This window comes from Chryseomicrobium aureum, from assembly GCF_043182735.1.
In the GTDB taxonomy this organism is placed as follows: Bacteria; Bacillota; Bacilli; order Bacillales_A; family Planococcaceae; genus Chryseomicrobium; species Chryseomicrobium aureum.
In genome coordinates this window covers 1,474,958-1,497,765 of record NZ_CP171117.1, presented here as the reverse complement: position 1 = coordinate 1,497,765, position 22,808 = coordinate 1,474,958, and the positions used below count along the sequence as shown (strand labels likewise).

Here is a 22,808-nt window from a genome sequence, read left to right as displayed (position 1 = left end):
AGGACCAAGGGCATTTGACACACTACACAACGTGATTCATAATAATCATGTTGTGTTTTTTCGGTTTCAGACCGGCGTCTGTGATTCCCCTCGCTTAGGGGAAAAGAAGGGAGAATGAAAATGAAATCCAGAGGAAGAATAGTAGCGTTTTTGCTACTCCTCGTCATCTTTGCAGGAACCATCAGCAGTACTGCAAGTGGCATCCTGAAAGATATTAATCTTGGCCTAGATCTACAAGGTGGTTTCGAAGTTCTCTACGAACTTGAGCCGCTAGATGGAGAATCGACGACATTAAGTGAAGAGACGGTTGCAGATACTGCAGAAGCACTCAATAACCGTATCAACGTACTTGGTGTTAGTGAACCCGTCATCCAAGTCGAACAACAAAATCGAATCCGCGTTCAGCTCCCAGGAGTCGAAGACCAAGCGGCCGCTCGTGAGTTGCTCGCAACAGAAGCCAATCTGACATTCCGTGACGTCAATGATGAATTGATGTTAGATGGAACTGATCTAGTAGAAGGTGGGGCACAAGCGGCATTTGGCCAAAATGGACAACCCATCGTCACGTTACAATTAAAAGACCCAAACAAATTTGCACAAGTGACAGAAGAGTTAGCAGCACGTCCATTTGGACAAAACCTTTTGGTCATCTGGTTAGATTTTGAAGAAGGTGTGGACAGCTACGAAGCTGAGAGGATGAAAGCAGATCCTAAATTCGTTTCTGCACCTCAAGTCTCTCAACGCATCAGTTCTACCAATGTTGAAATCACAGGTGTTTTCACTACAGATGAGACACGCAATCTAGCAGGAGTTTTGAATGCTGGGGCATTACCTGTAAAATTAACGGAAATCTTCTCAACTTCAGTAGGCGCTCAGTTCGGTGAACAAGCGCTAGAGATGACAATTTTAGCTGGAATCATCGGGATTTCAGTCGTGCTGTTGTTCATGTTAGTGTATTATCGTTTGCCAGGCCTTGTGGCAGTCATCACGCTATCTGTCTTTATCTATTTGATCTTGCTCGTATTCGAACTGATCAATGGCGTACTGACGCTTCCTGGTATTGCCGCAATCGTTTTAGGGGTAGGTATGGCCGTCGATGCGAATATCATAACATATGAGCGTATCAAAGAAGAATTGCGTGTCGGTCGCAGCATTAAAGAAGCATTCAAACTTGGTGCAAAACAATCGTTTAGTGCTATCTTGGATGCAAACGTAACTTCTTTACTTGCAGCGGCAGTATTGTTCTACTTTGGGACAAGCTCTGTAAAAGGATTTGCCACGACGCTTATCATCTCGATCTTAGCGAGCTTTATCACAGCTGTATGGGGATCACGTCTACTACTCGGACTGTTAGTAAACAGTGGGATGTTTGACAACAAACCATTTTTATTCGGTGTTAGCACAAAACGAGTGCATACTCCGGAAGAGAATATGGAGACATTAGATTTATCCACTCCATTTGATAAAATTGATTTCGTTGGTAAACGTAAACCATTCTACATTTTGTCTGTTTTCTTACTCGCAGCTGGTATCGCGATGTTATCGATTTTCCAATTGAATCTAGGGATTGATTTCTCTTCGGGTACACGTGTGGAAGTGATGACAGATGGACCTCTTACTTCGGATGAAGTCCGCGCGACAATTGAAGCAGCAGGCTATGAAACAGATGATATCGTAATTTCAGGAGATACTAGCAATATAGCGGTTCTTCGTTATGTGGAAGACTTCACGCAGCAAGAGATTGCAGAATTAAAATCTAGCTTTATAGATGAATTCGGAGTGGAGCCATCGGTCAGCACCGTTTCTCCAACTGTCGGCCAAGAGCTTGCGCGTAACGCAGTGTACGCCCTTGCGATTGCTGCTATCGGAATCATCATCTATGTGGCATTCCGCTTTGAATGGCGATTTGGGGTCTCGGCAATTGTCGCTTTACTCCATGATGCATTCTTCATGATTGCCATCTTTAGTATACTGCGACTAGAAGTGGATATTACATTCATTGCGGCCGTCCTAACCATTGTCGGGTATTCCATCAATGATACAATCGTCACTTTTGACCGGATTCGAGAAAACTTGCATAGCGCAGGTGCGATTCAAACCGAACAAGAACTTGCAGACATCGTCAATAAATCACTTCGTCAAACACTTGTGCGTTCTGTAATTACTGTTTTGACAGTCGTATTTGTTGTCGTGTCACTGATTTTCTTCGGTGCACCATCTATTCAAAACTTCTCAATCGCATTATTGATTGGGTTGATTGCCGGAACATACTCATCCATCTTCATCGCAGCGCAGCTTTGGTTTGATCTGAAGCGCAAACAATTGTTCAAAAAAGGAACGATTGATGTAGCGGCTGAAAAGAAACAATGGGGTTCAGATGAACCAGTTGTCTAATAGTTTCAAGTTTTAAACAATCGGGGTATAGTGAATCTATACCTCGATTTTTTTTGAGGGAACTACATAGGGAGATGATGCTGTGAAAGCGCAATGGGCTATTTTACTCGGACTTATTTTGGCAATCGTTATCGCCATCTTTGCCGTAGTCAACGTGGATGCAGTTCCAGTCAATTATTTATTCGGAGAAGCACAATGGCCACTTATTTTGGTGATTTTGGGATCGGCTTTATTAGGAGCCCTTGTTAGCGGTATGTTCGCGATTGTTCGAACGTTTACGTTAAGTCGCAAAGTGAAGGCACTCGAAGCTGAAAAATCAAAACGAGATGCTGAACTGCACGCAACGCAAAATGAGTTGTCAGTTTATCGGGAACGTGAGACATCAACACGCTCGGCAGAACTAAATCATGAAGAATCGATGAATAAACCAACACTTTAATTCAGGAACCTGTCCAAGAGGGCAGGTTTTTTTGTATAATGGAAGTCTGTGAGGAAGTGAGAAAATGATTCAATCTAAGAAAAAATGGTCCGTACAAACTATATCTCAAGAACAAGCAGAGGAATTTGCAAAAACACTGCAAGTAGATGTTCTTGTAGCAAAGTTATTACTAGCCAGAGGGATCGATACAGAACTGGCTGCAAAAGAATTTTTAGAAATGGATGCGTCTTCTGTTCATGACCCATTCTTATTTTCAGATATGCAAGGTGCAGTAGAGCGAATTCACACGGCAATCGAACGCAATGAAAAAATCTTGGTGTACGGCGATTACGATGCAGACGGAATTACGAGTGTCACCGTTTTGATGGAAACCTTAACTTCCCTCGGTGCCACTGTCTCGTTTAAAATTCCAAATCGTTTTGAAGACGGCTATGGCCCAAGTGAGCGGCTGTTTCGACTCGCACATGAAGAAGGCGTTTCGTTACTCATCACTGTAGATAATGGTATTTCTGGTGTGTCCCAAATCGCACTCGCCAAAGAGCTAGGTATGGACGTGATTTTGACTGATCACCACGAAGCAGGAGAAGTCATTCCAAATGCAGATTTCATTATTCACCCGCATCTCGAAGAAAACTATCCGTTCTCTGATTTAGCAGGTGTTGGTGTTTCGTTTAAACTGGCGCAAGCACTTCTAGGTCGTATTCCAGAAGAGTATTTGTATCTTGTCGCCATTGGTACGATTGCTGATTTGGTGCCCTTGCAGGGAGAGAATCGGTACTTTGTAAAACGCGGACTCGAGCTGATGCGTACAAAGCCTACAGAAGCGATTCGAGCGCTTGCCTCTGCTTCTGGAGTAGAGCTTTCAGACATCAACGAAGAGACTGTCGGTTTTGCATTCGGCCCTCGAATTAATGCGGTAGGCCGCTTAGGAAGTGCAGACCCTGGGGTTCATCTTTTCCGCTCTGATAGTAAAGAAGAAGCGGCTCTTTATGCGAAATTCTTACAAGACAAAAATAAAGAGCGTCAATCCATCGTCAAGTCAATCACGGATGAAGCCGTTGCTCAAGTCGAAACAGGCCCTCTTCCAAGTGTGCTGGTCGTTTTTCAGGAAGATTGGAATCCAGGAATTTTAGGAATTGTGGCTTCTCGTCTTGTTGAAAAGTACACACGTCCGGCCATTGTTCTTGGCATCGACTTAGAAAAAGGGATTGCAAAAGGTTCTGCACGCAGTATCGAAGGATTCCATCTCTATCAAGAGATTGCCAAAAATCGTGATATTGTGCCGCATTTTGGGGGACACCCAATGGCAGCAGGGATGACGATGTCGCTTGATGACCTGGATGAATTTGTCGCACGTATGCAAGCCCAGGGGGATGAAGTGTTAACACAAGACCATTTCATTCCACGTTTGACGGTCGACATTCCTGTAGAACTGTCAGAAATTAATGTGCAATCTATTGAAAGTGCAGCAAAACTAGGGCCCTATGGTATGGGCTTTGCCAAACCGGTCTATGCGGTAAAGGGAGTAGAAGTGAAGAGCTTCCGAAAAATCGGCGCGTCGAGCAATCATGCTAAACTTGAAGTAACAAAAGACGGTCACACACTTGATGTCATCGGATTTTATCAAGGAGAACTCGTTGATCAACTGGCGCCGATGACAAGCTTGACAATTGCCGGAGACCTTCAGATCAATGAATGGAATGGTCGCAAAAAGCCGCAATTGATGTTGGAAGATGCGATGTCGTCTGACTGGCAACTGTTCGATGTGCGCGGTATTCGCCAATTATATCGATGGTTAAATCAAGTACCACAAGGAGATGCCCATTATGTGGCGTTCCATGAAGAGACAATCGCTGCCTATCAAGATCAATTACCTGAGCGAATTGTCAAATCTTCAGAGCTAGAACCGAAACACAGTTCCGTTGTGTTACTCGACATGCCAGCTCATGAACAGCAGCTGGACGAAATCGTGACGAAATCAGAGTGGAGTCGTATATTCGCGCATTTCTTCACACCATCAGAAGCATTTTTTGATGGCTTACCTAGTAGAGATCAGTTCAAATGGTATTACGGATTCTTGATGTCGAAAGAAAAGTTCGCATTAAAAGAACAAGGTGCGCAACTCGCCCGACATAAAGGGTGGAGCGAACAAACAATTAATTTTATGTCAAAGGTGTTTTTTGAATTAGATTTTGTTAGAATAGACAATGGACATTTGGTGGTGAATAAAGAAAGTGAGCGTCGTGCGTTGACTGAAGCCCCGAGCTATCAGCAACAACAGCAGCGAATCGAGCTTGAACAAGTCTTGCTTTATGCACCGTACCGCGAATTGAAACAATGGTTTGACGCAAAGCGCCAACACCGGTCCTGAGGAGGAACAATCAGTGGATTTGAAACAATATGTAACAATCGTAGAAAATTGGCCAAAAGAAGGCATTCGCTTTAAAGATATTACAACAATCATGGATAATGGTCCTGCTTATAAATATGCAGTAGATGAAATCGTGAAATACGCAAGAGAAGTTGGCGCAGAAGTTATTGTTGGACCAGAAGCTCGTGGGTTCATCATCGGTTGCCCAGTGGCGTATGCACTAGAAGTCGGTTTTGCTCCAGTTCGTAAACCAGGAAAACTTCCACGCGAAGTCATCTCTGCAGATTACGGTTTAGAATACGGCAAAGATACATTGACGATGCATAAAGATGCTATTAAAAAAGGCCAAAAAGTATTAATCGTTGATGATTTATTGGCAACAGGTGGTACAGTTGAAGCAACTGTCAACTTGATCCAACAACTAGGTGGAGAAGTAGTCGGTGCTGCATTCATGATCGAATTGACATATCTTGACGGTCGCGACAAGTTAAAAGGTATCGACATTCGTACTTTAATCAGCTATTAATTTTAGATGTGGAAAACGCCACTCTAGAAATTCCGGAGCGTGTTTCTGGCGTTTGCAACTCGATTTCAATAGCGCGTAATCTTGTTTTAGATTACGCGCTTTTTTCGTCTTTACATAAACCCTATTAGTTTACTACAATAGAGATTATAACTTCAGGTCGAAAACTAAAGAAACAGGTGAGTGGGTATGGCAAAAGAACAAATACGAACAGCCGAAGAAGTCTTTAACATCACAGCAAACTATATGAATGACAACAATGTAGAATTCGTCAAAAGAGCCTACAAACTGGCGGAACATGCCCACCGAAACCAATTCCGAAACTCCGGTGAACCATACATCATTCATCCCATACAAGTGGCCGGCATATTAGCCGATTTGCAAATGGATCCAGAGACTGTAGCTGCTGGGTTTCTTCACGATGTCATCGAAGATACAGAATACACGCGCGAAGATATCGTCAAGGAATTCAGTGAAGAAGTGGCGATGCTGGTTGAAGGTGTAACAAAGCTCGGTAAAATTAAGTACATGTCGAAAGAAGAACAACAAGCAGAGAATCACCGCAAAATGTTCATTGCCATGGCTCAGGATATCCGTATTATCTTGATCAAACTAGCAGACCGTCTGCACAATATGCGCACGCTCAAGCATTTGCCGGAAGAAAAACAACGCCGCATTGCAAATGAGACACTTGAAATCTTCGCACCACTTGCACACCGTCTCGGGATTTCGACTGTGAAATGGGAACTAGAAGATACGTCTCTTCGCTATTTAAACCCGCAACAATACTATCGAATCGTGAACTTCATGAAGAAGAAGCGTACGGAGCGAGAAGCGTATTTAAACAATGTGATGAATGACATTAATGATCAACTTGACGAAGTCGGCATCCACGCGGATATTTCAGGTCGTCCAAAACATATATACAGTATCTACCGCAAGATGGTCATTCAGCAGAAGCAATTCAACGAGATTTATGATTTGCTTGCTATGCGCATCATAGTCGACAGTATTAAAGATTGTTATGCAGTACTCGGAATCATTCATACGCTGTGGAAGCCGATGCCAGGCCGTTTCAAAGATTATATCGCAATGCCAAAGCAAAATTTGTATCAATCGATCCATACAACAGTTATCGGTCCAAATGGAGACCCACTTGAAGTGCAAATTCGTACAAAAGACATGCACAATATTGCGGAATACGGGGTAGCGGCACACTGGGCGTACAAAGAGGGCCGAAAAGTCGAAACATCTCGTGAATCTGTCGATCAAAAATTGTCATGGTTCCGCGAAATTTTAGAATTCCAGAATGAATCGTCGAATGCCGAGGAATTCATGGAGTCCCTTAAATTCGACTTGTTCTCGGATATGGTCTACGTATTTACGCCAAAAGGGGACGTGATCGAACTCCCTGCAGGCTCAGTACCAATCGACTTTGCCTATCGCGTACACTCCGAGGTCGGAAACAAGACCATTGGTGCGAAGCTGAACGGAAAGATGGTACCACTCGATACGAAATTAAAAACGGGTGACATTATCGAAGTGTTGACCTCCAAACAATCCTTTGGACCGAGCCGTGACTGGTTAAAAATTGCGCAGTCTTCCCAGGCGAAAAATAAAATCAAGCAATTCTTTAAAAAACAGCAGCGTGATGAAAATATCGAAAAAGGCCGAGAAGCGATTGAAAAAGAGATTCGCGCGCAAGACTTTGAACAAAAAGATGTGCTCACTGCTGAAAATTTAAAACGTGTCTGTGAAAAATATGCATTTTCTAACGAAGAAGATCTTTATTCAGCTGTAGGTTTTGGCGGAATCACGGCACAACAGGTCGTCAACCGCTTAGCAGAAAAAATGCGGAAAGAGCGCGAAAACGAAGAGACGCTTGAAAAGATTAACAAAACGATGGCGTCACCTCCTGTCAAAAAATCGACAGAATCGGGTGTCGTTGTCAAAGGCATCGACAACTTAATGATTCGTTTGTCGCGTTGCTGTAGTCCTGTCCCAGGAGACGATATTGTTGGCTTTATCACAAAAGGTCGTGGAGTCTCTGTTCACCGTGCCGACTGTCCGAACGTACAAGGTTCCGATAGCTCACAGCGCTTAATTGATGTGGAATGGGAGCAAGACACACATATCAAGAAAGAATATGCGGTTGATATTGAAGTCGCTGCATTCGACCGGACAGGCCTCTTGAACGAAGTGTTAATGGCGGTTACGGATTCGAAAACGACGATCGCTGCGGTTACGGGCAAGTCTGAAAAAGACATTGCAACAATTAACTTAACCATCAAAATAACAAATATCACACATCTTCACCGTGTTGTAGACCGTATTAAGCAATTGCCGAACGTCTACTCGGTGCAACGAATTATCAACTAAGAGGTGTCTTATGCGCATTGTATTGCAACGCTCTAAAGCTGCGTCGGTGACCGTTGATGGAGAAGTCGTAGGGGAAATCACGCACGGCTATACTCTTTTAGTGGGCATCACGCACGAAGATACAAAACAACAAGCAGACTGGCTCGCAGCGAAAATTGCTGGCTTACGTCTTTTCGAAGATGAAGAGGGGAAGATGAACCGATCGCTTGATGAAGTGGCAGGTCAAATTTTGTCCGTGTCTCAATTCACATTGTACGGTGACTCTCAAAAGGGTAGACGTCCGTCATTTATTGAAGCAGCACGACCAGAAGTCGCTGAACCACTATGGCTCTATTTCAATGATCAATTGCGTTCACATGGATTTGAAGTTCAGACTGGGGTCTTTGGCGCGATGATGGATGTGTCGCTCATCAATGATGGGCCTGTGACCTTGATTCTAGAGAAATAATTATGAAAAGGGAGTTCTCTCGTAATGGAGAAACTCCCTTTTGTGTGTTTTAAAGTGTATAGGGGAGGCATTCCGCAAGCGAAATAGTTTCCATAATTACAGGAAGTGGTGAAACAGTGAAAATAGACCTCGAATCTCCCGACACAATTGCCGAACAACCGAAAATAGACCTCGAATCTCCCGACACAATTGCCGAATCTCCATATGAAAACGCCACTCGCAAGATTACGAGTGGCGTTCTTTATGAAATACTGAAGTTGAGTGGAGCTTGACGTTTTTTAAATTTTATAACTCACTATCAAAAAACGAGATGAGCCCCTCATAAATAGCGTGCGCTGCCGTTTCTCTGAACTGGGCCGTTGTAATTTGACGTTCTTCCGTCGCATTGCTCAAATAGCCAAGTTCAAGTAAAACCGCATGCTGTTGGTTTTCTCGAAGCACTAAATAATTGCCTTCTCGTACACCACGATCACGCAACGACAAGCGCTTTTGCAAAGCACCGTGAATGTGATCCGCAAGCGGTTTTTGGAAGTCATGTTGATAATAGGTCGTGAAGCCATGAACAGATGAATCTGTTACTGAATCGTAATGAATACTGACAAAGGCGTCTGCTCCGTGTTGATGACTAACCGAAACTCGTTTGCGTAACCCGACATATACATCCGACTCTCGTGTGAACACGACTTCCGCGCCCGCGGCTTCAAGTTTTGCTGCTAACAGTTCAGCAGTCGGCAACGTCAATCCTTTTTCGTCCGTTCCATAATAACCTGTTGTCCCACGATCATTTCCACCATGGCCGGGATCCAAAACAATCGTCAATCCATTCAATGTACCCGGTTTACGGTCAACCACTTCTTTTTCTTCTATTTCTTCAACAGCTTCGACTTCGCCGGTTGTGACAACCCAGTTCGCAACAAACATGGTCTGACCTTCAACTTGTACCTCATACCAGTCGTTGACAGATTTGACCACTTGAAGTTTTTGTCCTGCATCGAGTCGAGCTGTTACATCATTCGCAGTGGAAGGCCCTGAACGAAGATTCGTTCCATTGTATAAAATAGTTACAGTTGAAGCGGATGGTTCTTCCGTTACATTTGATGGTTGTGGTGCTTGTTGTTGAAAACTTCCGTAAAAACTATAAACAAATCCGCTTTCCCCATTTGCGAGTTCGATTTCGACCCACGTTCCTTCAACAGAAAGAACAGAGAAAGATTCATTGCGATACACGGTTGCTTTTTTCTTTGAATCAAGTGAAGGTTTCGTACGCACATTCAGCGCGTCAACCTGCACAACAAATCCATTGTTCTGAGGAGCTGCAGCAGTTGTTTTAGATTCGACTAGTTGCACATAGTCTTTGTGAATCCAGCCGGCAGAACCATTGTATGTAATTTCAAGCCAGTCGCCTTTCACAGAGTTAATCGCAATGGACGTCCCTTCAGCAAGCTGTCCAAGTTTCGCGGAGCTTGTCGAAGCGTCTGCTCGCACGTTTAATGTTTTCACTTGAACGACAGCTGATTGATTCACTGCGGCTTCGGTTGAACCAGTTGTCAACCAGCTAGCCACCCATCCTTGTTGCCCATTGTAATCAATTTGATACCAATCATTTTCAGTAGCGATAACTTGCAACTCATCAGCTGATTTTACAGCGCCTATCACATCATACGTGAGTCCAGGACCTGAGCGGACTTTTAGTGAGTCGGTATTGACGACAACTGTTTGTGCTGCAGCAGAAAGAGGAGCAATAAGTAAGATAAAAAGTAGTGCATATATGCTATATGTACGAAAATTCTGCATAAATCGACCTCCTTCTCTATATAGTACCTAGTTCTAGAACAAATATCTAGTTCAATTTCAAATTAAAGATTGACTTTCCGGAAATACGTCATTAAGATAAAGTATAGTATTAAGAACACATTGCTTATGACCGAGAAAGTAGCAGGTACAACGAGCTGACAAGAGAGGAAAAGACATGGCTGAAATCTTTTCTACAGACGGTGCATGTGAACAACACTCGTGAGGCGCTTTGTCGAACCTGAAAAGGTGTAGGTGAAGACGGAACTGGCCGTTACCCAGGTGATGAAGAGGATCTATTCGTAGATCAATCAGGGTGGAACCGCGGAAGCTTATAGCTCTCGTCCCTTACGCATGATGCGTGAGGGGCGGGGGCTTTTTTGTTTTTCGCACAACTACCTATTTCGTTTGCCGTCGATTTTACCTGAAATAGTTTCCATAATAGGACTCAGGGCACAAAATGAGATTTTCAGGGCACAAACCAGCTCCTCGAAAGCACAAACTAGCAACTCGAGGGCGTAAACTAGTCCAACTTCAAAAAACTTCCTAGGTAAGAATTTATAACTGAGGAATTTTTCTACAGCGGCGTTCTGTACATCTACTACTAAGGAGGACCTAAATATGATCAAAGTACCTAGAGGCACACAAGATATTTTGCCGGAGCAATCCTACAAATGGCAAACTGTTGAAACCATCATTCGCGACACATGCAACGTCTACCAATACAAAGAAATTCGTACACCCATTTTTGAACACACGGAATTATTCACACGAGGTGTAGGTGATACTACAGATATCGTGCAAAAAGAAATGTACACGTTTGAAGACCGTGGGAATCGGTCTCTGACACTTCGTCCTGAAGGAACAGCGTCGACAGTACGTGCGTATGTTGAACACAAATTGTTCGGGCAGCCTGATCAACCGGTCAAGCTTTACTACATGGGACCGATGTTCCGATACGAACGTCAACAAGCAGGGCGCTATCGTCAATTCGTCCAGTTTGGAATCGAAGCAATCGGCAGTGCAGACCCAGCTGTCGATGCAGAAGTCATTGCACTTGCGATGGATGTCTATAAAAAAGCGGGACTTAAAGACTTGAAACTAGTATTGAATTCACTTGGTGATGCGGCCAGTCGCAATGCACACAAAGAGGCGCTTGTTGCGCACTTTGCCCCTCGCATTAATGAATTCTGCGGAGACTGTCAACAACGTCTAGAAAAAAATCCACTTCGCATTTTAGATTGCAAAAGGGACCGAGATCACGAGTTGATGGCGACAGCTCCAAAGCTGACCGATTACTTGAACGAGGAATCTGCAGCATATTTCGACCGTGTAAAAGCCTACTTAGACGCACTGGAAATTCCGTATGAACTCGATCCAAATCTTGTTCGTGGCTTAGATTACTACAACCACACAGCATTCGAAATCATGTCGACAGCAAGTGGGTTTGGCGCAATCACAACTCTAGCTGGTGGTGGCCGCTACAACGGACTAGTTGAAGAGTTAGGCGGTCCTTCCTCTCCAGGAATCGGGTTTGCGATGAGTATCGAACGCTTGTTACTGGCACTCGAAGCCGAAAAAGTAGAGCTTGAAGACACGTCAGCAAGTGATGCGTACATTATTGCGCTTGGCGATGCTCCGAAAATGGAAGCGATGCGATTAGTAAAACAACTGCGGGATGCAGGCGTAAGCGCAGAAATGGATTATGCGGATCGAAAACTAAAAGCGCAGATGAAATCAGCAGATCGTAAAAAAGCAGCGTATGTCTTCATTTTAGGTGAAGATGAGCTCGCATCTCAAACTGTTCAAATCAAACACATGGCAACTGGGGAACAACAACTCGTTGCTATACCTGAAGCCGTTACGTACTTACAGAAACACAAGGAGGAATCACGATGAAACGCACACATGAATGTGGAAAAGTAGAAAAACAAGCCATCGGTCAACAGGTGGAATTGATTGGATGGGTACAAAAACGTCGTGATTTAGGTGGACTCATTTTCGTAGACCTTCGTGACCGTACAGGAATCGTACAAGTCGTATTTAACCCGGACTTCTCACAAGAAGCAATCACAAAAGCTGAAAAACTACGCAGTGAATTTTTAATCTCTGTGAAGGGGACAGTTGTCGCTCGTGATGAAAAACAAATTAACAAAGCATTGAAAACAGGAGAAATTGAAGTTCAAGTATCAGAGCTTGAAGTGATTAACGAAGCGAAGACACCTCCTTTTGCAATCGAAAACCAAACAGACGTAAACGAAGACTTACGCTTGAAACACCGCTACTTAGATCTTCGCCGCCCTGTCATGTATGACACATTCAAAATGCGTTCAGACATCACAAAAACAGTGCGTAACTTTTTGGCAGACGAGGATTTCTTAGAAGTGGAAACACCAATTCTGACAAAATCAACACCTGAAGGAGCACGTGACTACTTAGTCCCTAGTCGCGTACACGATGGGGAGTTTTATGCTCTTCCACAATCTCCACAACTATTCAAACAAATGTTGATGGTGTCTGGTTTTGAGCGGTACTTCCAAATTGCGCGTTGCTTCCGCGATGAAGACTTACGTGCGGATCGTCAGCCGGAATTTACACAGATTGATATGGAAATGAGCTTTATGTCAATGGACGAAATTATCGAGTTGAATGAGCGCTTAATGAAACAAGTGATGAAAGATGTGAAGGGAATTGACGTGCAAACGCCATTTCCACGTATGGATTATCAAGAGGCGATGGACCGTTTTGGTTCAGATAAACCGGACGTTCGTTTTGCTCTTGAAATTAAAGATCTTGAAGCACTTGCAAAAGACTCTGACTTTGGTGTATTCAAAAATGCCATTGCAAATGGAGGTCAAGTTCGTGGACTCGCGGTCAAAGGTGCGGCAGCTGATTATTCTCGTAAAGACATCGATGCACTTGGGGAATTCGCGGGTCGTTACGGGGCAAAAGGTCTTGCATGGTTAAAAGTAGAAGCAGACGGCGTGAAAGGTCCAATTGCTAAGTTCTTCCCAGAACAAAAAGGGGAAGAGTTGATTGCTGCAATGGAAGCAGAAGCAGGGGACTTACTACTGTTTGTTGCAGACCAAAAGTCAGTTGTAGCGGACGCACTTGGAGCACTTCGAATGAAATTTGGAAAAGAGCGTAAGTTGATTGATGAATCTCAATTTGCATTCCTGTGGGTCGTGAACTGGCCGCTATTTGAATACGATGCAGAGCTTGGTCGTTATTTTGCAGCCCACCATCCATTCACGCGTCCTTTCGATGAGGATGCTGACAAATTAGAAACTGATCCAGCTTCGGTTCGTGCACAGGCGTATGATCTTGTTTTGAATGGATTTGAGCTTGGTGGGGGTTCATTGCGAATCTATGAGCGTGAAATGCAAGAGAAGATGTTTCGAACACTAGGATTTAGTGATGAGGAAGCGAAAGAACAATTCGGTTTCTTGTTAGAGGCGTTCGAATATGGAACACCACCTCATGGAGGAGTTGCTTTTGGACTAGATCGTCTTGTCATGTTACTTGCAGGACGTACGAATCTTCGTGATACAATTGCTTTCCCGAAAACAGCGAGTGCGAGCTGTGTACTTACAGATGCACCGAGCCCGGTAGATACAGCGCAATTAAATGATCTGCATATCTCGGTCCTTTCACAGAATAATCAGTAAATAGGACTTTCTGATAGTTGCACATCAAAAAAACATGTGCTACTATAACTGTAATACGAATCCTGATGTGTACGTGACTTGTTAATCGATTTTGACCGAACATTTTATCGTCGGGAGTCTGACTTTCAGTATTAAGAGCATGCCATTCCGGTGGACGCCTCGGCGTATTGAAGAGGACACCCACCTGCTGAGTGCGGGTTCAAAACGATAGCTTTACAGAGACGGCACGCTTGGGATTCGTCTTACTATGTCTATTCTCCCTTCAGTTTCGACTGAGGGGTTTTTTATCGGATTAATTCCGACTAAACAACTAAACTTTGGAGTGAAATCATAATGTTACATCAATTTTCTAGAAATGAATTAGCGATCGGCACAGAAGGATTAGACCTCTTAAAAAATACAACCGTTGCCATTTTAGGAATCGGTGGGGTTGGATCGTTTGCAGCAGAAGCCTGTGCACGAAGTGGAGTTGGCCGAATCGTTCTTGTCGACAAAGACAACGTCGATATTACAAATATCAATCGCCAACTAGTCGCTTATTTATCGACAGTTGGAAAGAGCAAGTCAGCAATTATGAAAGACCGTATTGCGGATATCAATCCGGATTGTGAAGTGATTGATATGCATATGTTTTATACAGAAGAGACGTATGAGCAATTTTTCGACTTAGGTATCGACTATGTTATAGATGCGTCAGATACGATTATCTACAAAGTGCATCTAATGAAAGAGTGTTTGAAGCGAGACATTAAAATTATTTCAAGTATGGGTGCTGCGAATAAAATGGACCCGACACGATTCCGTATTGCGGACATTTCGAAAACGCATACGGATCCAATTGCGAAAGTGATTCGTTTGAAGCTGCGAAAAGAAGGAATTCGCAAAGGAATTCCGGTAATCTTCTCAGATGAAAGTCCGATTGTAGTTCGGGAAGATGTTGTAAAGACCGTTGGGAAGCCGGAAGCAGAAATCCGCAAGGCGAAGATGCCACCAAGTTCGAATGCCTTTGTTCCGTCTGCAGCAGGTCTGATTGCAGCGAGCTGGGTCATTCGAGATATCCTAGAGCCGGTAGAAATCAATACAGTGATGGATGTTAAGTCGAAGAAAAAGTAATACATTGAGTCTGTCCGCAAATTTGTGGGCAGGCTTTTTTGATTCATTTACCATTTGGTACCTGTTACCATTTGGTACCTGTCACTATTTGGGAACTACTTCCATTTGGTGCCTGTCACCTTTTAAGATTCCAGTGATTTAGTTTCCATAATACGACTTCGGTAGAACAAATTTAAATCCGGTAGAACAAATTCCGACTTCGGTAGAACAAATTCCACTTTCAGCCGATGAACGGTCGCTCGACCCAAGAAAATCAAAAAAACAGCACACACTAAATCGTGTATGCTGCTAATTTCTAATCTATTTCTTCTTAAAACTCTCCAACTTCCGGTAAATCGATGCCAGACGTTTCTCTTCGCCGGCATCGATTGGCTCGTAATACTGTGTGCCGATCAATTTCTCTGGCAAATACGTTTGATCTACCCAACCACCAAACGAGCCGACTTTCGTATCATGTGGATACTGATACCCGACATGGCCAAGAGTCGCAGCACCACCGTAATGCGCATCACGCAAATGCATCGGAATGTCGCCGGTTTTTCCTGCGTGAATAGCAGCTATCGCGGCATCAAGCGCCTTGTAAGCGGAATTTGACTTCTCCGATAAACATAATAAAACAACCGCGTTCGCGAGTGGTATACGCGCTTCTGGTAATCCCAATCGCTCAGCTGACTGAATCGCTGCCAAAACTTGTGGACCTACAGCAGGATTGGCAAGGCCGATATCTTCATAAGCAATGACGAGTAGTCGTCGAGAGAACGCCACCAGGTCACCGCTTTCAAGTAAGTGAGCCGTGTAATAGAGCGCAGCGTCTGTGTCACTTCCGCGAATGGATTTTTGAAGAGCGGACAATAAATTATAAAAATGACTGCCTTTTTTATCTCCAAACACGCCAATGCGCGACACAAGTTGAGAGACAAGGGCATCTTCCACCACGATTTTTCCATCTTCTTCATCCGATGCTTCGACAATCGATTCAAGTAATGTCAAAGCTTTGCGAGCATCCCCGTTTGAAGCTTCTGCAATTTGGGTCACTTGTTCGGGTGTAAGGGCTATTGATAATTTACCTAACCCTCGCTCCGAATCTTCAAGCGCTCGGTTTAAAAGTAATTCCATATCGCTGCTTTCGATTCGTTTCAATTGCTTGATTTCACCACAACGTGATCGGATTGCTGGATTGACATCATGATACGGATTTTCTGTTGTGGCACCAATCAAAACAATCGACCCGTTTTCCACGTGGGGAAGCAGGGTATCTTGTTGCAGTTTATTGAACCGGTGGATTTCGTCTAGAAATAGTAAGACTTTTCCGGTAAGTCGGGATTCTTTCACGACATCTTCAATATCTTTTTTACCGGAAGTCGTAGCATTTAGTGCAATGAATGGTAAATCGGACGAACCTGCGATTGCATAGGCAAGAGACGTCTTCCCGATTCCGGGTTCACCATAAAGAAGCATGGACGGCACATGCCCATTGCGAATCATTTGATAGAGCCCAGTAGTTGGGCCGATGATTTCTTGTTGTCCGACAATCTCTTCAATTTTTTTCGGGCGCATTCGAAAGGCAAGTGGTTCACCCATTGGCATAATCGTCCCTCCTTTATCGAACATCTGTACTTTTTAGTGTACCAGAACGTACAGCTCATTTCATCGAAAAACCATTGCAGATTATGCTATACTTGTAGCGGAAAAGTTAACTTATGAACGGACGGTGTAAAGAGATGAAAATCTCGACTAAAGGCCGCTATGGTCTCACAATCATGATTGAATTAGCCAAAAATGAAGGCGAAAAACCACTTTCTCTGCGTCAGATTGCAGCAGACAATGATTTATCAGAAGCCTACTTAGAGCAAATCGTTTCACCACTTCGCAATTCAGGACTTGTAAAGAGTGTGCGAGGAGCCTACGGAGGCTATAAATTAGCAAAACCTTCCGAAGAAATTACAGCGGGAGACGTGATTCGCGTACTTGAAGGACCGATTCAACCTGTCGAAGGAATTGAAGACGAAGCACCTGCACAACGTGAACTATGGATTCGTATTCGTGATGCAGTTAAGAATGTATTAGATACCACGACAATTCGCGACTTGGCTGACCACTCAGATGATCCTTTCACTTCGGACGCATATATGTTTTATATTTAGGAGAGATTTATAATGACACGTATTTATTTAGATCATGCTGCAACATCCCCCGTGCATCCAGAGGTCATTGCAGCACTGACGAGTAGTTATACAGAGTGTTTCGGCAATGCATCCAGTATCCACGAGACGGGAAGACGTGCGCGAAAACAGCTGGATATGGCACGTGACCAATTGGCTGCAACTATTCAAGCGCACCCGAACGAGATCATCTTAACAAGTGGTGGTACGGAAGCGGATAATCTTGCTATTTTTGGAACAGCGTATGCCAACAAACATCTCGGACAGCATATCATCACAACTTCTGTGGAGCATCATGCTGTTCTTCATGCTTGTCAGCAACTTGAAAAAGAAGGTTTTGAAGTGACGTATTTGCCTGTCGATAATCAAGGGCGAGTGCATCCAACCTCTCTCCAAGCAGCACTCCGTGACGACACGATTTTAGTCACAATCATGTACGGGAATAATGAAGTAGGAACACTTCAACCTCTTGATGAACTTACTAAACTCGTTCAAGACCATCAAGCGGTCTTTCATACAGACGCTGTACAAGCATATGGAACCGTTGAAATCGATGTCACAGACCTTCAGGTAGACTTGCTCAGTACAAGTGCACACAAAATCAACGGACCTAAAGGAATAGGATTTCTTTATCAGCGAACTGGAACGAAATTACGTCCACTTTCACATGGTGGTCAACAAGAACGAAAACGTCGTGCAGGGACAGAAGCGATTCCATTAGCCGTCGGTTTTGCAACAGCCGCCCTTTTAAAAGAAGCAACGCTTTCTAAGTCGCATCTGGCTCTTCTTTCTTTAAAGAAGCATTTTCTTGATGAATTGACGCGTCTTGATGTAAACTATTCCCTTAATGTGAAGGATGCTGATCAGCTTCCCCACATTTGCAATCTATTTTTCCCAGACACGGACATTGAGACATTCCTCATCCAATTAGACCTAGCGGGCATCGATGCATCAAGCGGCTCTGCATGTACAGCAGGGGCTGTAGATCCTTCGCATGTACTAGTAGCGATGTTTGGAGAAGAGGCACCCCAGCTCAGATCATCTGTACGATTTAGTTTGGGTCTCGGAACAACAAAAGAGCAGCTAACAGAAGCTGCTGAAAAAATAGCTGGTGTATTAAACAAACCGGCATCGATTTGGAAGTGAACACTATGACAGAAACAAAAGGCAAACGCGTAGTCATCGGAATGTCCGGTGGCGTAGATTCCTCGGTCGCGGCCTATTTATTAAAAGAGCAAGGATACGATGTCATCGGTATCTTCATGAAAAACTGGGACGACACAGACGAAAATGGTGTCTGCACAGCGACAGAAGATTATGATGACGTTATTAAAGTGTGTAATCAGATTGGTATTCCGTATTACGCTGTCAACTTTGAAAAGCAGTATTGGGAGAAAGTCTTCACGTATTTCTTAGATGAATACAAAGCAGGCCGTACACCAAATCCAGATGTTATGTGCAACAAAGAAATCAAATTCAAAGCATTTCTTGAGCACGCATTGGCGCTTGGCGCAGACTACTTAGCAACTGGGCACTATGCACGTGTTGAAGAACGTGATGGTCAGTTCTGCATGCTTCGTGGTATAGACAACAACAAAGACCAAACGTATTTCTTGAATCAATTGAATCAAGACCAGCTCAAACATGTATTGTTCCCAATCGGCGAACTGGAGAAAAAACGTGTGCGTGAAATCGCTTTAGAACAAGGTCTCGCAACCGCTACGAAAAAAGATTCAACGGGAATCTGTTTCATTGGCGAACGTGACTTCAAAACGTTCTTAAGTGGCTATTTACCAGCACAACCAGGCGTCATGGAAACGATGGAAGGGCAAGCGGTCGGGAAACATGATGGTTTAATGTACTACACAATTGGTCAACGCCACGGTCTTGGAATCGGCGGAGCAGGAGACCCTTGGTTTGTAGTCGGCAAAGACTTGAAGCGGAACGTCTTATATGTTGGGCAAAATGCACAAAACGAAGCGTTGTATTCAACCAGCTTAATTGCAGATACACTTTCATTTACAACTAATGATGAAAAGCCTTCGGAATTTAAATGCACTGCAAAATTCCGATACCGTCAACAAGATACAGGAGTAACTGTTCGTCTGCTCGGAGACGATCGTGCAGAGGTCATTTTTGATGAGCCCGTTCGCTCAATCACTCCTGGTCAGGCTGTAGTTTTTTATGACGGTGACGAGTGTTTAGGTGGCGGAACGATTGATCACGTATTCCGTGACAATAAAAAACTTGAGTATGTAGGGTAGGGAAACGATGAACTGGAATGAGACAGGCATCCACGCGATGCATACAGGAGATTATAAAGAAGCAGCGAAAGCTTTTACACAAGCGATTGAACAAGAGCCGGAAAATGAAGTAGGGTATATCAATTTCGGGAATCTTTTAGCCATCATGAATGATGCTGAGCGAGCTGAGCGATTTTTTCAAAAAGCACTGACTTTGAATGAACAAGCAGCAACGGCTTATTACGGTCTTGCAAATCTCTATTACAATCAAGAACGATTTGAAGAAGCGGCAAAACTATACGAGCGGGCAATCCGTGCAAACTTAGAGGGTGCTGACGGGCATTACATGCTTTCAAAATCTCTTCAAATGACAGATGAGCGAAAGCTTGCACTGCCATATGCACAGCGTGCTCATGAACTCGCACCAGAAGATGCGGAAATCACGCTACATTACGCCATCTTACTTGCATCCAATGAATTATTTGCCGAAGCGAAGCCACTACTTGAACAGTTGCTTGAAGAAAACCCGGAACATGCAGATGCCCATTACAATTTGGGTGTTCTTTTTGCACTTACTCAAGAAGACCCAGAGCCAGCACTACATCATTTAGATAAGGCTCTTGAAATCGAACCAAATTACGATCAAGCTCGCTACATGGCGGACATGATTCGATTACGAAACTAATACTGGAGGCGATCGGATGACGGAACGAAATGAGGACAAATTGTTTGTTTCGGGTCGGCCGATTGTCTCCATTTTTCATAATGAAGATAATCTGTACTCGATTTTGAAAGTGAAAATCAAATCGACAAACACTACATATACCGATAAAGAAGGAATTATAGTCGGCTATTTTCCAAAACTATCGACAGACGAAAGTTATACATTTTATGGGCAATTAAAAAATCATCCGAGGTACGGACAACAATTTGCTGTGGATACATTTGTCCGGGACAAACCAGATTCCGTAAAAGGCGTCGTGCATTATTTGTCATCCGATCTCTTTCCGGGTATTGGTCCTAAAACCGCGCAGACTATTGTCAAAAAGCTCGGCGAAAATGCGCTCCAAAAAATATTGGATTCTCCAGATGTTTTAAAGACGATTCCTCGACTGACAAAAGAAAAACGGGATACCATTATAAACGGCTTGCAACAGAATCACGGGATGGAACGCATCATGGTACAACTCAATGAATGGGGCTTCGGTCCACAGTTGTCTATGAAAATTTACCAAAACTACCGAGAAGAAACGCTTGAAAAATTAAACGACAATCCCTACCGTCTCATTGAAGATGTAGAAGGGGTCGGCTTTGGTCGGGCAGATGAACTCGGGTCACAACTCGGAATCGAAGGCAGTCATATGGACCGCATGAAGGCGGGAATTTTGTATCTTTTAAATCAGGCATCTTTATCAGAAGGGCACATTTTTGTCCCAACTGACCAATTGCTAGAGGATGTGAAACAACTTCTCGAAAAATCGCAAGCAGTTGAGATGGAGTATGACGCACTTGCAAAAGCTGTGATAGAGCTTGGGGAAGAGAGTAAAGTCGTCGTTGAGCAGAACCGTGTGTATATGCCGTCGCTCTACTTTTCAGAAGTTGGAATCGCAACGAAAACAGAACGTCTTGTACAAGCGAAATTCAAAGGCTTTAAAAAGAAGTTGATTAACGAATCGTTGTCTTCGATTGAAGCGGACTTTGGTGTAACCTATGCACCTACTCAACGAAAAGCGATTGAAATGGCGCTTAACAATCAAATTTCGATTCTGACAGGTGGACCTGGAACGGGGAAAACGACGGTCGTTCGCGCCATCGTCGAACTGTATGCAGACCTCAACGGCTTATCACTGGACCCTAAAGAGTGGGCGAAAGAAGGCAAACCGTTCCCGATTGCTTTGGCGGCTCCGACCGGACGGGCTGCCAAGCGGCTGAGTGAATCCACGGGACTTCCCGCGATGACGATTCATCGGTTGCTTGGCTTTACCGGACAGGATACGGAAGACACAGAAGGGCGACCGGTCGAAGCAAGTCTTATTATTATTGATGAGACATCAATGCTTGATTGCTGGCTTGCGCATCAACTCCTTCGTGCTATTCCAGAAACTTCACAGGTCGTCCTAGTTGGGGACCAAGACCAGCTTCCACCTGTAGGGCCGGGACAAGTTTTAAAAGATCTACTTGCTAGTGGACGCCTGCCTGTTGTTGAACTTCAAGACATTTATCGCCAAGCAGACGGGTCGTCGATCATTGAGTTAGCCCATGCGATGAAATCTGGGAAGACGACGCAAGATTTGCTCTCTAAAACGAAAGACCGTTCGTTCATACCAGCGTCCGCGGACCAAATTCCGAAAGTCGTCGAACAGGTCGTCTCCAGTGCACTCGCGAAAGGATTCACCATTCGGGACCTTCAAGTATTAGCGCCGATGTATAGAGGACCTGCTGGCATTGATGCGCTCAATAAAATGATTCAAGAAATGGTCAACGCCAACCCAGATGGTACGCGAAAAGAAATGGTATTTGGAGATGCTGTATACCGTATCGGAGATAAAGTGCTTCAACTCGTCAATCAACCGGAATCGAATGTATTTAACGGGGATATGGGGGAAGTCATCAGTATTTTCAAAGCGAACGAAAATGTAGAGAAAAAAGAGCTTATGATCGTTTCCTTTGATGGAATTGAAGTGACGTATGAAAAATCCGATCTTGGCCAATTAACGCTTGCGTACTGTTGTTCCGTTCATAAATCTCAGGGCAGTGAGTTCTCGATGGTCATTTTGCCGATTACCCGTGGATATATGAAAATGCTACGACGCAATCTTCTCTATACAGCTATTACACGCGCGAAAAACTACTTGATTTTATGCGGAGATCCACAAGCATTCCAAATCGGAATCGAACGCAATGATGACAACTTACGGTTCACAACATTGATTGAGCGACTGTCTCCTGAAGCCGAGCCAATGGAACCTGTCGAAGGACAAACGTATGAGTTGACGGAAGATACACTCCTTTCCATCAATCCGATGATTGGTATGGAGGGAATTACACCACATCAATTTATGACCCAAGACGTTGACAGTTGATGCACACCTTTTGTATGATGAAGGCAGAATACGAAACACGATGACGAAAAGAGTACTGATTCTTCCGGTATAGAAAGAAGTTCCTCGGCTGCAAGAGCTTCCGAACGACGGGTCAGGAAAGCTACTTCCGAGTGCAGGCAAACCCTGCCGTCCGCCACGTTACGGCATTTTGAGATGCAAAGGACTCCTTTGCA

General features: G+C 44.0%; 16 protein-coding genes, 1 other RNA gene and 1 other annotated feature. Of the genes, 15 read left to right on the top strand and 2 right to left on the bottom strand.

Annotated elements, in window-relative coordinates; genetic code table 11:
* The first annotated feature begins 120 nt into the window (after window positions 1-120).
* The 6 genes from secDF to dtd all read left to right on the top strand — a co-directional run bounded on the left by secDF (window position 121) and on the right by dtd (window position 8,554).
* Complete coding sequence (gene secDF / locus ACF3OH_RS07870; protein WP_392453968.1) at window positions 121-2,394, top strand: protein translocase subunit SecDF; 2,274 nt, start codon at window positions 121-123, stop codon at window positions 2,392-2,394.
* A gap of 82 nt (window positions 2,395-2,476) precedes the next feature.
* Window positions 2,477-2,833: a lipopolysaccharide assembly LapA domain-containing protein gene (locus tag ACF3OH_RS07865; protein ID WP_392453967.1), complete on the top strand. Its 357-nt coding sequence runs from the start codon at window positions 2,477-2,479 to the stop codon at window positions 2,831-2,833.
* Between the two features lie 64 nt (window positions 2,834-2,897).
* Window positions 2,898-5,204: a single-stranded-DNA-specific exonuclease RecJ gene (gene recJ, locus ACF3OH_RS07860; protein WP_392453966.1), complete on the top strand. Its 2,307-nt coding sequence runs from the start codon at window positions 2,898-2,900 to the stop codon at window positions 5,202-5,204.
* A gap of 13 nt (window positions 5,205-5,217) precedes the next feature.
* Complete coding sequence (locus ACF3OH_RS07855) at window positions 5,218-5,730, top strand: adenine phosphoribosyltransferase (protein WP_392453965.1); 513 nt, start codon at window positions 5,218-5,220, stop codon at window positions 5,728-5,730.
* 186 nt (window positions 5,731-5,916) lie between these two features.
* The gene (locus ACF3OH_RS07850) at window positions 5,917-8,106 is read left to right on the top strand and encodes a RelA/SpoT family protein (protein ID WP_392453964.1); all 2,190 of its coding nucleotides are present in this window, start codon (window positions 5,917-5,919) and stop codon (window positions 8,104-8,106) included.
* Window positions 8,107-8,116: 10 nt separating this feature from the next.
* Window positions 8,117-8,554: a D-aminoacyl-tRNA deacylase gene (dtd, locus tag ACF3OH_RS07845; RefSeq protein WP_392453963.1), complete on the top strand. Its 438-nt coding sequence runs from the start codon at window positions 8,117-8,119 to the stop codon at window positions 8,552-8,554.
* 285 nt (window positions 8,555-8,839) lie between these two features.
* Here the strand turns inward: dtd and ACF3OH_RS07840 are convergent, their stop codons facing one another.
* Window positions 8,840-10,348, bottom strand: a complete 1,509-nt coding sequence (locus ACF3OH_RS07840; RefSeq protein WP_392453961.1) for an N-acetylmuramoyl-L-alanine amidase — start codon at window positions 10,346-10,348, stop codon at window positions 8,840-8,842.
* A 117-nt stretch (window positions 10,349-10,465) separates the two neighbouring features.
* Window positions 10,466-10,697 (top strand) — a binding site (T-box leader).
* A gap of 269 nt (window positions 10,698-10,966) precedes the next feature.
* On the opposite strand from ACF3OH_RS07840, the gene hisS reads away from it, so the two are divergent.
* The 4 genes from hisS (at window position 10,967) to ACF3OH_RS07820 (ending at window position 15,126) form a co-directional block, all read left to right on the top strand.
* Entirely contained in the window at window positions 10,967-12,244 is a 1,278-nt protein-coding gene (gene hisS / locus ACF3OH_RS07835; RefSeq protein ID WP_392453960.1) for a histidine--tRNA ligase, read from the top strand.
* Window positions 12,241-14,013 (top strand): aspartate--tRNA ligase, encoded by a 1,773-nt coding sequence (gene aspS, locus ACF3OH_RS07830; protein WP_392453959.1) that lies wholly within the window; start codon window positions 12,241-12,243, stop codon window positions 14,011-14,013. Before hisS ends, aspS begins: the two co-directional genes overlap by 4 nt.
* Before the next feature lie 56 nt (window positions 14,014-14,069).
* A non-coding RNA gene (gene ssrS / locus ACF3OH_RS07825) (6S RNA) lies at window positions 14,070-14,254 on the top strand.
* Window positions 14,255-14,346: 92 nt separating this feature from the next.
* Entirely contained in the window at window positions 14,347-15,126 is a 780-nt protein-coding gene (locus ACF3OH_RS07820) for a ThiF family adenylyltransferase (protein ID WP_392453958.1), read from the top strand.
* A 300-nt stretch (window positions 15,127-15,426) separates the two neighbouring features.
* On the opposite strand, the gene ACF3OH_RS07815 is transcribed toward ACF3OH_RS07820, so the two are convergent.
* Complete coding sequence (locus ACF3OH_RS07815; RefSeq protein WP_392453957.1) at window positions 15,427-16,713, bottom strand: replication-associated recombination protein A; 1,287 nt, start codon at window positions 16,711-16,713, stop codon at window positions 15,427-15,429.
* 134 nt (window positions 16,714-16,847) lie between these two features.
* Between ACF3OH_RS07815 and cymR the strand changes: the two genes are divergently transcribed.
* From cymR to ACF3OH_RS07790, 5 genes are read left to right on the top strand one after another with little or no spacing between them, the layout of a single operon-like run.
* Complete coding sequence (gene cymR / locus ACF3OH_RS07810; protein WP_204590245.1) at window positions 16,848-17,270, top strand: cysteine metabolism transcriptional regulator CymR; 423 nt, start codon at window positions 16,848-16,850, stop codon at window positions 17,268-17,270.
* Between the two features lie 12 nt (window positions 17,271-17,282).
* Window positions 17,283-18,434 carry a cysteine desulfurase family protein gene (locus ACF3OH_RS07805; protein WP_392453955.1) on the top strand — a complete coding sequence of 384 codons (1,152 nt, stop codon included), beginning with the start codon at window positions 17,283-17,285 and terminating at the stop codon, window positions 18,432-18,434.
* A 5-nt stretch (window positions 18,435-18,439) separates the two neighbouring features.
* Window positions 18,440-19,552: a tRNA 2-thiouridine(34) synthase MnmA gene (gene mnmA, locus ACF3OH_RS07800; protein ID WP_204590243.1), complete on the top strand. Its 1,113-nt coding sequence runs from the start codon at window positions 18,440-18,442 to the stop codon at window positions 19,550-19,552.
* A 7-nt stretch (window positions 19,553-19,559) separates the two neighbouring features.
* On the top strand, window positions 19,560-20,216 hold the full coding sequence (locus ACF3OH_RS07795) for a tetratricopeptide repeat protein (RefSeq protein WP_392453953.1): 657 nt from the start codon (window positions 19,560-19,562) through the stop codon (window positions 20,214-20,216).
* A gap of 16 nt (window positions 20,217-20,232) precedes the next feature.
* Window positions 20,233-22,614 (top strand): ATP-dependent RecD-like DNA helicase, encoded by a 2,382-nt coding sequence (locus tag ACF3OH_RS07790; protein ID WP_392453952.1) that lies wholly within the window; start codon window positions 20,233-20,235, stop codon window positions 22,612-22,614.
* The last annotated feature ends 194 nt before the right edge of the window (window positions 22,615-22,808 follow it).